Origin of the sequence: Natronobacterium texcoconense (assembly GCF_900104065.1) — an archaeon.
Classification (GTDB): Archaea; Halobacteriota; Halobacteria; order Halobacteriales; family Natrialbaceae; genus Natronobacterium; species Natronobacterium texcoconense.
This window is the reverse complement of record NZ_FNLC01000003.1, coordinates 449,030-463,124: the sequence shown is the minus strand read 5'-3', so window position 1 is coordinate 463,124 and position 14,095 is coordinate 449,030. Positions and strand designations below refer to the sequence as shown.

Genomic DNA, 14,095 nt, shown 5'->3' with positions numbered 1-14,095 from the left:
CGATTTCCGCAGCCATCAAAAGTACCATACCGCCTCGCGTTCCAGTGGGCTGTATTCAGGTGGTTACGTGACCGAGAAACGAGAATACAGGGACGACTATCCCGAGAAGACGCTGTACATTCCTGGCCCAACCGAGGTCCGCGAAGACGTCGTCGAAGCGATGAGCCAGCCGATGTTCGGCCACCGCATGGACCGGATGACCGACCTCTATACGACCATCGTCGAGGACACGAAAGAGTTCCTCGATACCGACAACGAAGTCATCGTCCTCACCGGGTCGGGAACCGAGTTCATGGAGAGTTCGATCCTCAACCTCGTCGACGAGAACGTCCTCGTGACGACCTGCGGGAGCTTCAGCGAACGCCAGGCAAACGTCGCCGAACGGCTCGGGAAGAACGTCGACACCCTCGAGTACGAGTGGGGGAAAGCGGTCAAACCCGAGGACATCCGCCAGCGTCTCGAGGAGAGCGACGGCAAATACGACGTCGTCACCTGCGTGATGAACGAGTCCTCCACGGGCGTTCGCAACCCCATCGAGGAGATCGGCGACGTCGTCGCCGAATACGAAGACACCTACTTCGTCGTCGACGCCGTCTCCGCGCTGGGCGGCGACTACGTCGACATCGACGAGCACAATATCGACGTCATCTTCACCTCGGTCCAGAAGGCCTTCGCCATGCCACCCGGCCTCGCGGTCTGTGTCGTCAGCGACGACGCCTACGAGCGCGAACTCGAGTCCGAGTCGTCCTCGTGGTACGGCGGCTTCCAGCGGTCGCTCGACTACTACGACCGAAAAGGCCAGACTCACTCCACGCCCGCCATCCCGATCATGCTCGCCTACCGCAAGCAGATGAAGTACATGCTCGAGGAGGGTCACGACGCTCGCGACCAGCGCCACCGCGAGATGGCAGAGTACACGCGTGAGTGGGCTCGCGAACACTTCGCGATGTACCCCGAGGAAGGGTACGAGTCCCAGACGGTGAGCTGTATCGAGAACACGCAAGGAATCGACGTCGCCGAAACGATCGATGCCGTCTCCAAGGAGTACGACATGGTCTTCGCGAACGGCTACGGCTCGGCGCTCGGCGAGAAAACGTTCCGTATCGGCCACATGGGTGAACACGACCTCGAGTCGATCGAGGCGCTGACTGACGCTATCGAAGACGTCGCCGGACTGTAGTAGGTTGCCGTCCGTATTCACGGGTGTTTTCGATTTTCGATGTCGATTAGCGTGATTCAGCGGCGACGGAGAGACGGGCCGCGTTCGCGATCGATACCGTATTTCTGAACTCGCGAGGAGGGGTATCCGCGACGACGTTGCGGGACGAATTACATAATTAGTTCGTTATATTGAAAACCTATACCATGGTAACCAGTACGTGGTGTTAGAACGCTTCTCCCCTGGTTGTAAACTCGTGTTGTATGCTAGCACACATCTATTCCTACCACATACATGAAATGTTTTATAGCCGGAGCACGTATTTCGAATCGAGACAGGTGGTCCCGCTCCGACGGGGCGCCACTCAGAACCATGAGAGAACACCAGCCACTCCCACGACGCGGCATCGACAACAGACCACCCTCGGCGACGGCGACGCTCGGCAGCGGATTCGCGTTCGTTGCCATCATCGTCGCCCTGCTCTGGGCCGTCAGCTACCCGACACTCGCGGTTACGGTACTCGCCGTCGTCGGCGCGAGTGCCCTCGCTCTCCGAACCGGCGGGCGTGCACTCGCCCGGCGATTTCACGGCCGAATCACCGAACTATCGATCCCCGGCGTCGCGACGATCCGAATCAGCGTCTCGCCGAACTGATTTCGTTTCCTCAGTATCTGACTTCTCGAGTACGACGACAGAGCCGTCGCTACCGCGAAGAACTAAGACCAAAATCGCTCGCTGTGCTACTCGACTCGAGGGTCGGCGAAAACGAAACGGCGGGAGCGGCTACTGAATGTGGCCTTCTTCTCGAAGCTGGTCGGCTTCGCTCTTCTCGTAGCGCCAGGTGATGTCGGCTTTCTCGTCCTGCCAGTCCCAGGGTTCGACGAGAACGACGTCGTCTTCGCGGATCCAGATGCGCTTTTGCATCTTGCCAGGGATGCGTGCGGTCCGTTCCTGCCCGTCCGCACAGCGTACTTTGACCCGATTCGCCCCGAGCATATCGGTGACGGTCGCGAAGACCTCGTCGTCGTCCGGCATCCGGAGGTTCTTCCGACCGCCGTTACCGTCGTCACTCATGGGTCAGGGTTCGCGTTCGATCGGTTTAACCCTTTATTGATGCCGTCGGCCGGATCGCTTCAGCTCACGATCGGCGGCGATTCGTCGGTCGAACGAAAACTGCAAAACCACGTCGTTTATTTCCCTCCCATCGCCACCTTACGGTATGCTGAACAATCTCGGACCGCTCGGAATCGTCGGCATCGTACTCCTGCTCGCCGGTATCGCACTCATCGCAATCGAGAGTCTCATCGTTGCCGCCGGAATCGCCCTCGTGCTCGCCGGACTCGGACTGGTCGTGAAGTCACTGGTCTCGAGCGTTCTCCAGAGTTTCGGAATGATGTGACCGTTCTCTAGAGTCTTTTTGTATCAGAACAAACTAGATAGTATAGCACTATTTTTGCGTGATGGGAGTAATAGTTCCACGTGTAGGCCAGTGGCCGACGTAGTCGCCTACATTCGATCAAAATCGAGATGTGCTGGCCATCACGCCGGCCAGCACTACCCGTCGTCGGCCATCTCGTCACGAGTCGGGATCAACGCAAGGAGGATCAAGCCCCAGCCAAGGACGTTCCCGCTTGCGACGAGTCCCCTGCCTGCTGTGACGAGGCCCGCTCGTACTTTTGGAGTGATCTAATCACCCCGACGGCATCTCCTGTTTAGCCACGCAATTCATCCCGGATCAGATAGCTATCGGAGCGTGAGCCCAACTAATCCGCATCTGTCACAGGTCCACAGCTTCGGACGGACGAAAAAGTACTCGGCCGTCGTTCAAACCTCGTTGTCGCCCGCTCGATGCTCGCTGATAAGCTGATCGACCATCGCCGCTTTGCGGTCGCGGCGACGCTCTTCGGCCCGCTCGTGCCAGTCGTCGATCACCGCCTCGACGTCGTCCTCACGAGCAACGGCGAGTTCGTCGACCTCCTGCATCGCGACGTCGCCCGCCGGCCCGACCGGAATCTCGGCGTCAAAGAGGATCTCGTCTGCGGCGTCGGAGAGCCCACCCTCCTTCAGGATCACGCGAGGCTCGAAGTCGGCGAGTAACTCCGCAGTCGAGCGACCCGCACCGCTGGCGTCTCGCACGTAGACCACGTCGCCAGCCGCGATACCGTACTGGTCGTCGGCCTCGCGGATCGCGCCCTTGGTGAACTTCTCGACGACCTTCACGGGAACGAGTCCCTCCTTCTCCGCCGAGACGTCGCTGAAGTTCGAGTGATCCAGCTTCCAGAGCGCCTTCATCCGTTCGACCTTCTTCTCGAGTTTCTCGACTTCCTCGCGGGCCTCGTCGCGTTCGTACTCGAGTCGCTCCGCTTTCCGGCGGTAACGAGTTACTTCGCGGTTGCGCCGAACCTCCTTGCGTTCCTTTCGGCGTGACTCGTCCAGTTCGGACTCGAGTTCGTCGATGCGGTCGTCTTTCTCCTCGAGCCGATCCTCTAGGCTGCCGACGTGAGACTGGAGGCGTTCGACCTGTTTCTCGAGGTCCTTGATCCGGCGTTCCTCGTCGGTGAGTTCGCGCGGTTCGTGGGCCGTCGTCTCCTCGTCGCTCTCGTCGTCGTCCTCCAGGTCCGTGAGGACGGCTTCGACGCTTTCCTCGCCGGCGACGACGCGGGCGGTGACCTCGCCGCGGTCGATGCCGGGCGGGAGTTTGGCGGCGATGCGTTCGAACTGGTCCTCGTGGGCGTCGACCGCGTAGAGGGCGGCAGCCATGGCGTCGCGCTGGTGGTCGTTCTCGTACTGGTGGTCGCGAGTCCGGTGTTGTTTCTCGTCGATCGGCAGGTCACTTTCCGGCGTCCAGCCGGCGGCGTCGAAGCTCCGGCGGAACTTTTCGACCGTCTCGGGTATCGGCGTCACGTCCGCAGCGACGACGATCGGACGGCCGCGTTCGACGATCCACTCGATCACCTCGGCCGTGTCGCTGGTACGAGAGCTCCAGACGTCCAAGACTTCGCCCTCGAGACCGACGATTGCGACGGCGGTCGTCGTGCCCGGGTCGATGCCGACGACGACGTGGTCGCGGCGTTTCGCGAGCGGGCGGAACTCGATGCCGTCCCGTCGTTCGCGTTCGATCTCGACGCGAACGTCGCCGGACCGGTTCCGGGAGACCGGGATGTCCTGAGGGCGTGCCTCGACGGTGAAGATGGCGTTGGCGAACCCGCCGTAGGCCTCGCGAACGTCTTTCTCGTACTCGAGGTTGGCGTCCTCGAGTTCGGACTCGACCTCGCGGGCCCGCTTCTTTACGGAACCGTGGATGCGTCGGGTGAAGCGGTCCTCGCTCCAGCCACCGCTGCCGGTCGAACGCCCCCTCGAGACCTTGACCTCGGTCGTGTCGGTAAAGGCGGAGACTTCGTGGCCGACGCTGTGTGCCGCGAGGCGAGCGGCGGCCTCGGCCTCTTTCATCGGCTCTTTCCCGTAGGGGATGCCGTGGCGTTTCGCGACGCGAGAGAGCGGCTCGGGCTGTTGGGCACCCGTCACCTGGACGAGTTTCGTCCCTGCGGGCAGCGACCCCAAGAAGTGGATTAGCTCGTCCTTGTCGGCCGCCAGCTCGTACATGTTGTCCGTCGCGACGATCGCTGGCTCCTCGTCGTCGATCAGTCGCCGCAGTTTCCGGTGGGAGACGACGTCCCGGGCGACGTCGTCGCCATCGTACCTGACCAGTGCGTACGACGGCGCGTCGCCGCGCACGTCACCACTCTGGACGTCGACACCGTAGACGACTGCGTCGAGCGCACTCGTTCGCGTACTCACGGGGGGCTGTAGGGGCGAGACAGCTATAAATCCGGCGCGGGAACCTGTCGTCGATTCGACCACAGGCAGCCAGCCGAAATCGGGCCCCTCGAGGATCGCTACGAGCCGGATCCCGTCCGGCACAACGCACTTCAACGATCGCGACGTAGTTCGTGTATGAAGGGCGTTTACAGTTGCCAGTCCTGTGCCGCCCACTTCAGAGCGACCCGGAAACAGTGTTCCGTCTGCGGAGGGACCGGGATGGAGACCGACCGCGATACGTGCGTCGTCTGTGGCGCCAGTTTCACCGATTCGACCGCCCAGCGGTGTCCACGCTGTGGCTCGAGCGACGTCGAACTCGTCTCGAGGGCCGATAGTAACAACTGAAACTGTTTGCACACCGATCGCACCGGTGTCGTGCGATCGGGTGCGCACTGACTTTCAGTGGCTACTATAGTTCTCGCCGATCGTCACGAACCGGACCTGAACCGCGACGTCGTCGGTCGTGTGTTCGTTGATAGCGGTCTCGAGTCGTTCGATCAGTTCGGCGTCGTACACCCCTGGCGGGCCGCCAACCTCGATTATCACGACGTCGATCTGCTGTGTCGCGTCCAGCGAGGTGCCGATCGGCGCCCCATCTTCACGGACCTCGACGTCCACCTCGAGCAAGGTCGCGTCGTCGTACTCGGCGAGGACGGCCTCGCTCTCCTGGGTCGCGGTCTCCTCGAACGCCGAGACCTGGTAGGAGGTGTAAGTAATTCCGGTCAGGAACAGCGACAGCAGCGCGATGACGACGACGAAGATGCCGATCTGTTTGACGAACTGTCGCTGTGCCGTCGAGATCTCGAACCAGCTTCCGGGGCGGTAACCGAGGTACCACAGGGTCACCAGCCCGGACAGGTTCACGCCGAGCAGGTTCACCAGCACGAGCACCGTCGAGCCGAGCGCCGCGATGGGGAGTCCCCACGCGATGGCGATGCCCGCAGCGGCCATCGGCGGCACGAGCGCGGCGGCGATCATGACGCCGACGATAGCGATCGAGAACCCGGTTGCGAGACTGAGCACGCCCGCCGCGCCCGCACCGAGCGCGACCGGCAACAGGAGCAACTCGGGAGCGATCCGCTCGGAAACCTCGTCGATTTCGGTGATCTCGAGGCCCGGCGGAACGAGCAGCATCGACTGGACCAGCCAGGCGACGATGGCTGCAGCGATTATACCGCCGGCGACGCCGGTGAACTGGTAGCGCATCCCCGTAAGGAACACGTCGCGATCGTTGACGACAGTCCCGATCGAGGCGCTCAGGGCGGGTCCGATCAGCGGTGCGATCACCATCGACCCGACGACGACAGCCGGCGAGTCCAGCAGGAGGCCGACGGTCGCGACGACGGCGCTGATCAGCGTCATCGTGAAGAAGACGCTGAACGTCGGCGTCAGTTCCTCGGCCTGGGTAACCAGTTCCTGCCGGGAGATCTGTTCTTCCTCGACGCTCTCGGTGGCGTACTCCTCCTGTAGTTCGTCGAACTGCCTCGAGGCGACCGTCTCGGCGTCGACGACGACGGTGTAGGACTCCTCCTCGATCCCGACCTCCTGCAGCGAGTCGAGAACGGGTTCGACGGCGTTCGTCGGGAGCGGAAAGGAGACGACGGCGTCGTACTCCCGACTGCTGCTCTCGTCGGTCACGACGTAGTCGATCCCCTCCTCGTCCAGGAGTTCGAGGACCGCCTGCCGTTTCCCGGTCGGGATCGTGACCTGGATATGGCGCATCCCGAACCGGTACGTTCTGCAGGCGAAAACCGTCTGTGTCGGAAACTGCGGGGCTCTACTAGTCGTCGGGGTACGGAACCTCGAGTGTCTGGCCGTCGGCGGGAACGAAGACCTCGCCCGCACAGATCTCTCGGGCCTGCTCCAGGTGGTCGTCGGCGCCGCCGGTGTACCGCGAGGAGATGTGGACCAGCGCGAGGCGTTTCGCGTCCGCCCGGTTCGCGATTTCGGCGGCCTGACGCGCCGTCGAGTGAGCGGTTTCCGCTGCTCGCTCTGCCTCGTCCTCGGCGAAGGTGGCGTCGTGAATCAGCAGGTCGGGTTCGTCGGCGATTTCGATCGTTTGGACGGTCGGGCGCGTGTCACCGGTGTAAACGATCGTCCGTCCGGGTCGGGGCTCGCCGACGACCTGGTCGGGTTCGACGACCGTGCCGTCCTCGAGTTCGACCGTATTACCCTCGTGAAGTTGCGAGAATTTTGGACCGGCGGGAACGCCGAGTTCTTCGGCGCGTTCGCGGTCGAACCGGCCCTTGCGATCGTCCTCGACGAGCGCGTAGCCGACAGAACGGGCGTCGTGGTCGGTCTCGAACGCCCGGACCTCGTACTCGTCGGCGCGGTAGGGGACGTCGCCGTCGCCGACCTCGTGGATCCGGACCGGGAAGTCGGGTCGGTTGCCGAGGGCGTTGACCAGCCCTTTCACCTGACGACGTGTCCCATGAGGCGTGTGGATCGCCAGTGGCTCCTCGCGGTCGTTGAAAGACATCGTCTGGAGGAGTCCAGGAATCCCGAAGACGTGGTCGCCGTGGATGTGCGTGACGAACAGATGCGAGACGGAAAAGCCAGTTCCGAACCGCATCATCTGACGCTGGGTCCCCTCGCCGGCGTCGAACAGCAGCTCCTCCCCTTCGCGGGCGACGAAGATACCGCTTGGATTCCGTTCGGTCGTCGGAATCGCACCGGCCGTCCCCAGAAACGTCACGCGCAGTGGCATCGGATCGGTATCGGGCCGGGACAAGTATACCGCCTTCGAATTTCGACTCGAGCCGAAAAAATCGAGCAGCCGCTTTCGGTGTGACGATCCTAACAGCTCGTCGACTGGATCGACACGGACTCGGCGCTCACGTCGTCGCTCAGGGCGGCGGCGACCCCGGTAGCGATCGGGTCCCAGTACGCGCGTCGCGTCGCGTAGCTCTGCGAGATGAAAATCCCGTCGTCACCGAGCCGGTTGACCAGCATCGAGTCGGCCGTCCCGTCGGGCTCGTCGGGGAGCGTCGCCTCGACTGCGCAACTCGGCAACATCTCGTTGATCGAATCGCGAACCTCGGCGCGCAGCGACTCGTCGGCGGTTCCGGCGACTTCGATACCCGATTCGCAGACGCCGCCGAAGTCGACGGCGACGTCGAAGTCGTCGTCGACGATCTCCGCGAGTTTCGGGTACGACGACGGGGAGATCTGCGTCGACGGAACGTACCAGCGGCGGAACGCGCCGCCCTCGGGGGTCGGCCCCCAGCCGAGCGCTCGCCAGCTCGTCGCCGACGCGAGTTCGCCGACGCGGGCCGCCTGCTCGTCGGTCCACGGCTGCATACCGCCACCGTGTGGTGCGATCGCGACCAGCGACGCCTCGCCCTCGTCGAGTCGCTCGACGAGTTCACCCTGGAGGCGAGCCTCGTCGATCGAGAGATCGGATCGCGGAACAGTCGTCGAGAGAGCGGCCTCGAACTCGTCTCCGAGCGAGTGGTCCGTTCGGGACGAGGGACAGGAGTTCAGGTCGTCCTCGTCCGACCACTCCTCGTCGGCGAGGTCGAGGCGGAACTTCCCGCCGTCGGACATGCGGACGATCTCCTGGGGTGCCTCCGGCCGACTCTCGACGACCGTGTACGCCGCAAAGTCGCCGTCGGTGCGTTCGATCCGGAACTGATCCCCGACCGAGCAGTCGTACGCGTCGAGCAGCCGCGGATCGGCCGAGATCGCGTGCTGGTCTCCCTCGAGGTCGTCCTGGGTATCGGCGAGTTCGCAGACGAGACCGGTGTCGTACGAATCGGCGCTGTCGGGCTGTGCAGCAGCCCGGTAGCTGGTCACGCCGATTCCGAGCGCGGCCGGGGAAGCAAGCGCCACGCCCAGGAACGTTCGGCGAGATGTTCGGAAACGATGCCGCACGGAGTCGGTGTCGGTGTCAGCGTCGGTATCAGTGTCTGTCATTGTCGTAATTTTGGTTGGTCGATGTGTAACGGTCGAGCGAACTACGCTGGCAGTTGCTTCGGCTCGTTCCGACGCCGTTCGTCGGAACTACTACGCTCGTTCTCGGCTGCGGCTGCCTCCTCGTCTTCCCGACGTCGGTCGACGGCGTCGGCTCGTCGCTGGATCGCGTCGTCGAGATCGCGCATGAACTCCGCGACAGTGTTGCCCATCACGAGAACCGGCCACCCGTCGGCGATCGCCTCCTCGAGCACCGCATCCGCGGGCTCCGACTCCTCGTCGTGGACGACGACCGGAAACGTCGTCTTCTCGGCGAACAGGTCCGCGTGCCCTCCCGCAACGCGGACTTGCTCGATCGAGCCTCGGTCCGCGAGCGACTCGAGGTAGTCCCGGAACGATGCGGTGCGGGCGCGGCGATCACGGCGCAGGTAGAGCAACGGCTGGACGACTTCATCCGTACCGTCGACCAGCGTTTGCCTGACGAGTTCCGTACTCTCGACGTCGTTGACGTCGGCGGCGTTGAACACGCGACCGTTCGGGATCGACGTCCACGCGAGCCGGAACTCCTCGAGCATGTCGTCGATGATACGATCGGACAGCGGTTCTTCGCCGATCGCGGAGAGTACCTCGTCGATCGCGTACACGGTCTCCGCACCCGGCAGGTCGCGGTGGTTCTCCGGGACGCCGACGTGGGTAATCGTCGCGCCGATCGCCTCGAGCTCGCGCTCGAGATACGCCTGCAGTCGGGGATCTTGCTCGCCGCTGACGACGTGGGTTCCCTCGGGGGTCGCTCGAGCGAACGCGCGTGCGATGTCGGCACGGGAGCCACCGAGTGTGTCGCGGTGGTCCTGACGGACGTTCGTGACGACGAGTACGTCCGGTTTCCCGAACGCCTCGTTCATCATCCGCGTGGTGTAGTCCGTGATCCCCTGGTTCTCGAGGATGAGGGCGTCGGCGGGCGCGTACTTGCGGAGTTCGCGAACGTTCTCGTAGAGCGTGACGCGCTCGCCTCGCTCGACGTCGTGTCGATCGCCGTTGTACAGCGACGTCGGGTGGTTCCCGGTGATCTTCGCATAGACGTCGTAGCCGCGCGATCGGAGGACGTCGTGGAGACGTTCGGTCGTCCCGGACTTACCGCGCGTGCCGGAGACGACGATACGAACGTCGATGTCCGACAATCGCTGGCGGTGGGCGATGCCACGCGTCAGCGGCGTCGTGAGTTGTTTCGCGATTCGTGTGACCGGTTCCGCGATGGGGAGGTCGAGATTGAGGTGTGCCATGGGGGTGGAGTAGGGGTGGATCAGGTGTCGGTGCGATCGTGGGAGGCGATTCGACGACGCTCGGCAGCACTCGGCCGAAGCCGCTCGAGTCGGACGGCTGTCACCGCGGCGACGATCACGACGACGATCGCGACGGTCGCGATCAGGATGATGTTCGGATCGGAGACGAGCGCCGCCGGTGACGGATCGATCAGCAGTTGCAGGCCACCGAGGAAGGCGACGAACGCGCCCGCGGAGAGCACGAACGACGTCGACCGATGTTTCGGCGGCATCCGGTGGAAGTTGTACGCGCCGATACCGCTCAGGATCGCCGTGAAGAACAGGTGAATCCCGCTCGTGACCGGGGCCAGCATCGCGACCGGCACGGAGACGAGTATCGCGATGACCAGGCCGCTCGCGAGCAACACCCGCCCGTACAGCAGCGACCAGCGGTGAAGCAGCGTTATCAGCCCGTAGACGACGGCGAGCGCCACGAGATACAGCGGGAGAACTGCGGCCGACCGAAGCGTAAACAACGCGAGCAACGGCAAGGCGATGATGCCGTTGAGCCTGATTCCCCAGCGCAGGTACGCCCCCTCAGAAACGACCATTCCGACGAAGATCGCGGCAAGGATCAACGGGAGCGGTGCCTCGAGGGGCGTTTCGCCATCGGAGATCGTCGCGTCCTGGACGGCAGCGATGTCCGATCCTTCTCCGTACAACACCGGCGGCGTAATCGTGCCGAGGTACGGAGCCAGGGGAAGATTGACGAGCGCAACACCGAGCCCGGTCAGCCCGAGCAGTGTCGCGGCGCTCAACAGCACGTCATCGCGGCGTCGATCCGACTCGAGCTGGTGGTAGTTGTACGCGGCGACGCCCGGGAGGATGCTCCCGATGAACGTGAATTCGGAGAGGGTGAGCCCGGGCACGCCGGCGAGTGTGAGTCCACCGAAAACACCGAGGGGGACGGCCATGCTGATCCCCATACTCGCCAGCAGGAGCTGGCGGCCGAACAGGAACGTTCGGCGCTGGAGGACCATCAGACCGCCGTAGGCGGCGACGATACCGAGCGCGAACGCCGGTATCGCGACGAAATCGTACAGCGCGTACACGGCAAACAGCGGCACGACGAGGACTCCGGAGAGCCGGAGCCCGTACTGCTGGACGATCCCGATTCCGATCAGGAGACCGAGTACCGTGAGGGTGGCTGCGACGATCATCGTCGGCCAGCGCGAATCGACGCTCGAGTTCGCGTCTCGTCGACTCGGCTGTCCGGTGCCAGCAGTTTCTGTCGTCGTATCGGACGGTGACGACGCAATCTATCCGGGCGATGGTGCGTGACTGCGAACGGATGCCGGATAATACTCGGTGCCGGTGAACCCATATATTGCCCCTCTATACATCAGTAAATAACTCTTTACTAGGTTGAATATTACGTCAAGAAGAGATTATTGAATGCATTCTAGGGTTAATATATAGTGATTATTTGATGGTTGTTACCACGTAGCGGTCGGTGAACGAACGTCGATCGATGATCCAGCATCGATTGCAGTGATCGGACGCGAAACCGCACCGATGCACGAGCAGCAGACGAAGTCAATGTTTACATCGATGCATCCCCAATCGCCGGATACTGCGACCGCCGTCCGGTCGAGGACCGCGCGGGGCCACCATCACAATGAGCACGAGATCGACTTTCGGCACGATAAAACGGATCGTCGCCATCCTGATCGCGATCGGGATCGTCCTCGCCGCGGGCATCATCGTCGGGCAGGCCCCCGCGATCTTCGGTGTCGAGGAGGATCCGACGGCGTCGATCACCGTCGAGGACCAGGAGACGAACGGTACTGTCGTCGAAATCGACGAGGTAACCCTCTCCGACGGCGGCTTCGTCGTCGTCAGCGAGGACGGAGAAACCCTCGTCGTCTCCGACTACCTCGAGAGCGGCACCCACGAGAACGCGACTATCGAGAGCGAAGAGGAGGAACTTACTGGAAAGCTCACCGCGACTGTCCACCAGGATACCACCGACGACGAGACCTACGCCTACGAGGAAACCGATGGCGAAGAGGACCGACCCTACCTCTCGGACGGCTTCCCGGTCAGCGACACCGCGACCGTAACGACGGCCGAACTCGACGACCCGCTCGACGAGTCGTTCGCTGTCGAATCGCTCGACGTCCGGCCCACCGTGACGACCAACGAAACGCTTCAGGTCATCGCCGAAATCGAGAACCCGACCGAGTTCGACGGCCCACAATCCGTCGAGTTCCGCCTCGACGGACGGGTCCTCGAGCAGCGCGCGCTCGATCTGTCTGCAGGCGAGTCCACCGAAGTGACCTTCGAATTCGACACGAGCGATACGACACCGGGCGAGCGAACCATCGGGGTCTACACCGACGGGGACGGCGAACTCGAGACGATCGAGTTCGAGTTCCACACTGATCCAAGCGTTGCGATCACCGAGACGAGCGAGGACGAGGTAACGGCTGACGTCGCGACGCCGACCGACGGCTTCGTCGCGATCGTCGACGACGAGAATGCGACCGACGAGGACGGACTCGACGTCGACCTCGAGGACGTCGTCGGCACGAGCGAAGAACTCGAACCCGGCGAACACGAGAACGTCACGATCGGTTTCGACGAGAACGCGACCGTCGACGAGAGCGACGAACTCGCGGCCGTCCTCTACGAGGGCGATCCCGACGACCTCGAGGCGGCTTCGCCGGTCGAACACGACGACGAACCGGTCGTGACGACGTTTACCATCGCCGACGGCCAGCAACTCGAGGCCGGCGAGACGGACCTCGAGGTCGAAAACGGTGCGGACGACGACGGTGACGACGGCGACGAGTAATCGACCGATTCTTACCCGCCGCGTTCGTACGATCGGGCGATGGACGCGCCGCTGTGGACCGACACGTACGCCCCGGAGCTGGCCGAGTTGCCACAGGACGACGCTCGCGACTACCTCGAGCGAGCCGTCGACGAGCCGATCAATCTTCTCCTGCAGGGACCTCCTGGAAGCGGCAAGACCGCAGCGGCGCGTGCGCTCGCCCGCGAAGCACACGAAGACCCCGATAACGACCTCGTCGAGATCAACGTCGCCGACTTCTTCGGCCGGACGAAAACCGAGATCAAGAACGATCCACGGTTCGAGCAGTTCCTCGTCGGCCGCTCCTCGATGTCCAAACGCGACATGATCAACCACGTCCTCAAGGAGTCGGCCAGCTACTCGTCGGTCTCGGGCGAGTACAAGACGATCCTGCTGGACAACGCCGAGGACGTCCGCGAGGACTTCCAGCAGGCGCTGCGCCGGATCATGGAGCAACACCACCGGACGACGCAGTTTATCGTCGCCACTCGCCAGCCCACCAAACTCATCCCGCCGATCCGCTCGCGGTGTTTCCCAGTCTCCTTCCGTTCGCCGACGAGCGACGAGATCGAGATCGTTCTGGAACGGATTCTCGAGGCAGAAGACGTCGAGTACGACGAGGACGGCCTCGAGTTCGTCGCGGGATACGCGAACGGGAACCTTCGGCGGGCGATCCTCGCGGCCCAGACGACCGTCGAGGGCGAGGGCGAACTCACGATGACGGCGGCCTACGAGACCATCGGCGACGTCGGCGTCGACGACGAGGTCGAGTCGATGCTCGAAGACGCCGAGGACGGCGAGTTCACGGATGCTCGCAGCACGCTCGACGACCTGCTGATCGACGAGGGATTAGACGGCGAGGAGGTCGTCGACGCGATCCTTCGGGTCGCCCGCAAACGCTACCAGGGTGACCGACTCGCGCGGATCCACCGACTCGCGGGCGATATCGAGTTCGAGATGCACGAGGGGACGAGCGATCGGATTCACGTCGCGCGGCTGCTGTCGGAACTGAGTCGGGAGAGCTAACGCAGGTATCCTCCGCTACGAAACACGGCGACGGCAAGCGGTAGC

General features: G+C 63.3%; 14 protein-coding genes. 7 read left to right on the top strand and 7 right to left on the bottom strand.

Annotated features, from left to right (window positions below; genetic code table 11):
• Positions 1–67 precede the first annotated feature (67 nt).
• Both BLR35_RS15890 and BLR35_RS15885 read left to right on the top strand, forming a co-directional pair.
• Positions 68–1,180 (top strand): pyridoxal-phosphate-dependent aminotransferase family protein, encoded by a 1,113-nt coding sequence (locus BLR35_RS15890; RefSeq protein WP_090384034.1) that lies wholly within the window; start codon positions 68–70, stop codon positions 1,178–1,180.
• Between the two features lie 351 nt (positions 1,181–1,531).
• Positions 1,532–1,813 (top strand): hypothetical protein, encoded by a 282-nt coding sequence (locus BLR35_RS15885; RefSeq protein WP_090384032.1) that lies wholly within the window; start codon positions 1,532–1,534, stop codon positions 1,811–1,813.
• Between the two features lie 129 nt (positions 1,814–1,942).
• Here BLR35_RS15885 and eif1A read toward each other — a convergent pair whose 3' ends face one another.
• Positions 1,943–2,233 carry a translation initiation factor eIF-1A gene (gene eif1A, locus BLR35_RS15880; protein WP_090384030.1) on the bottom strand — a complete coding sequence of 97 codons (291 nt, stop codon included), beginning with the start codon at positions 2,231–2,233 and terminating at the stop codon, positions 1,943–1,945.
• 145 nt (positions 2,234–2,378) lie between these two features.
• On the opposite strand from eif1A, the gene BLR35_RS15875 reads away from it, so the two are divergent.
• Positions 2,379–2,558: a DUF7470 family protein gene (locus BLR35_RS15875; RefSeq protein WP_090384027.1), complete on the top strand. Its 180-nt coding sequence runs from the start codon at positions 2,379–2,381 to the stop codon at positions 2,556–2,558.
• Between the two features lie 425 nt (positions 2,559–2,983).
• Here the strand turns inward: BLR35_RS15875 and BLR35_RS15870 are convergent, their stop codons facing one another.
• Positions 2,984–4,957: a DUF460 domain-containing protein gene (locus tag BLR35_RS15870; RefSeq protein ID WP_090384192.1), complete on the bottom strand. Its 1,974-nt coding sequence runs from the start codon at positions 4,955–4,957 to the stop codon at positions 2,984–2,986.
• Between the two features lie 240 nt (positions 4,958–5,197).
• On the opposite strand from BLR35_RS15870, the gene BLR35_RS21160 reads away from it, so the two are divergent.
• Complete coding sequence (locus tag BLR35_RS21160) at positions 5,198–5,323, top strand: hypothetical protein (protein WP_280139370.1); 126 nt, start codon at positions 5,198–5,200, stop codon at positions 5,321–5,323.
• A gap of 54 nt (positions 5,324–5,377) precedes the next feature.
• On the opposite strand, the gene BLR35_RS15860 is transcribed toward BLR35_RS21160, so the two are convergent.
• The 5 genes from BLR35_RS15860 to BLR35_RS15840 form a co-directional block, all read right to left on the bottom strand.
• Entirely contained in the window at positions 5,378–6,700 is a 1,323-nt protein-coding gene (locus BLR35_RS15860) for a TIGR00341 family protein (RefSeq protein ID WP_090384022.1), read from the bottom strand.
• A gap of 58 nt (positions 6,701–6,758) precedes the next feature.
• Positions 6,759–7,685: a ribonuclease Z gene (rnz, locus tag BLR35_RS15855; protein ID WP_090384020.1), complete on the bottom strand. Its 927-nt coding sequence runs from the start codon at positions 7,683–7,685 to the stop codon at positions 6,759–6,761.
• Positions 7,686–7,774: 89 nt separating this feature from the next.
• Positions 7,775–8,893: a hypothetical protein gene (locus BLR35_RS15850; RefSeq protein WP_090384018.1), complete on the bottom strand. Its 1,119-nt coding sequence runs from the start codon at positions 8,891–8,893 to the stop codon at positions 7,775–7,777.
• Positions 8,894–8,934: 41 nt separating this feature from the next.
• A complete protein-coding gene (locus BLR35_RS15845; protein WP_170831058.1) occupies positions 8,935–10,170 on the bottom strand; it encodes a Mur ligase family protein in 1,236 nt (411 codons plus the stop codon).
• Between the two features lie 20 nt (positions 10,171–10,190).
• Positions 10,191–11,369 carry a poly-gamma-glutamate biosynthesis protein PgsC/CapC gene (locus tag BLR35_RS15840; RefSeq protein ID WP_090384015.1) on the bottom strand — a complete coding sequence of 393 codons (1,179 nt, stop codon included), beginning with the start codon at positions 11,367–11,369 and terminating at the stop codon, positions 10,191–10,193.
• Between BLR35_RS15840 and BLR35_RS20790 the strand changes: the two genes are divergently transcribed.
• The 3 genes from BLR35_RS20790 (at position 11,353) to BLR35_RS15830 (ending at position 14,050) form a co-directional block, all read left to right on the top strand.
• Positions 11,353–11,490, top strand: coding sequence for a hypothetical protein (locus BLR35_RS20790; RefSeq protein WP_170831057.1), 138 nt, complete (start codon positions 11,353–11,355; stop codon positions 11,488–11,490). The genes BLR35_RS15840 and BLR35_RS20790 overlap by 17 nt on opposite strands.
• Before the next feature lie 337 nt (positions 11,491–11,827).
• On the top strand, positions 11,828–13,006 hold the full coding sequence (locus tag BLR35_RS15835; protein ID WP_090384013.1) for a DUF7282 domain-containing protein: 1,179 nt from the start codon (positions 11,828–11,830) through the stop codon (positions 13,004–13,006).
• A gap of 39 nt (positions 13,007–13,045) precedes the next feature.
• Positions 13,046–14,050 carry an AAA family ATPase gene (locus tag BLR35_RS15830; RefSeq protein WP_090384011.1) on the top strand — a complete coding sequence of 335 codons (1,005 nt, stop codon included), beginning with the start codon at positions 13,046–13,048 and terminating at the stop codon, positions 14,048–14,050.
• Positions 14,051–14,095: the final 45 nt, after the last annotated feature.

Bases quoted from the DNA above. Each gene is read 5' to 3' on its own strand.
- BLR35_RS15885 (WP_090384032.1), top strand. From the start codon at position 1,532: ATGAGAGAACACCAGCCACTCCCACGACGCGGCATCGACAACAGACCA.
- eif1A (WP_090384030.1), bottom strand. From the start codon at position 2,233: ATGAGTGACGACGGTAACGGCGGTCGGAAGAACCTCCGGATGCCGGAC.
- BLR35_RS15875 (WP_090384027.1), top strand. From the start codon at position 2,379: ATGCTGAACAATCTCGGACCGCTCGGAATCGTCGGCATCGTACTCCTG.
- BLR35_RS21160 (WP_280139370.1), top strand. From the start codon at position 5,198: ATGGAGACCGACCGCGATACGTGCGTCGTCTGTGGCGCCAGTTTCACC.
- BLR35_RS15860 (WP_090384022.1), bottom strand. From the start codon at position 6,700: ATGCGCCATATCCAGGTCACGATCCCGACCGGGAAACGGCAGGCGGTC.
- rnz (WP_090384020.1), bottom strand. From the start codon at position 7,685: ATGCCACTGCGCGTGACGTTTCTGGGGACGGCCGGTGCGATTCCGACG.
- BLR35_RS15850 (WP_090384018.1), bottom strand. From the start codon at position 8,893: ATGACAGACACTGATACCGACGCTGACACCGACACCGACTCCGTGCGG.
- BLR35_RS15845 (WP_170831058.1), bottom strand. From the start codon at position 10,170: ATGGCACACCTCAATCTCGACCTCCCCATCGCGGAACCGGTCACACGA.
- BLR35_RS15840 (WP_090384015.1), bottom strand. From the start codon at position 11,369: ATGATCGTCGCAGCCACCCTCACGGTACTCGGTCTCCTGATCGGAATC.
- BLR35_RS15835 (WP_090384013.1), top strand. From the start codon at position 11,828: ATGAGCACGAGATCGACTTTCGGCACGATAAAACGGATCGTCGCCATC.
- BLR35_RS15830 (WP_090384011.1), top strand. From the start codon at position 13,046: ATGGACGCGCCGCTGTGGACCGACACGTACGCCCCGGAGCTGGCCGAG.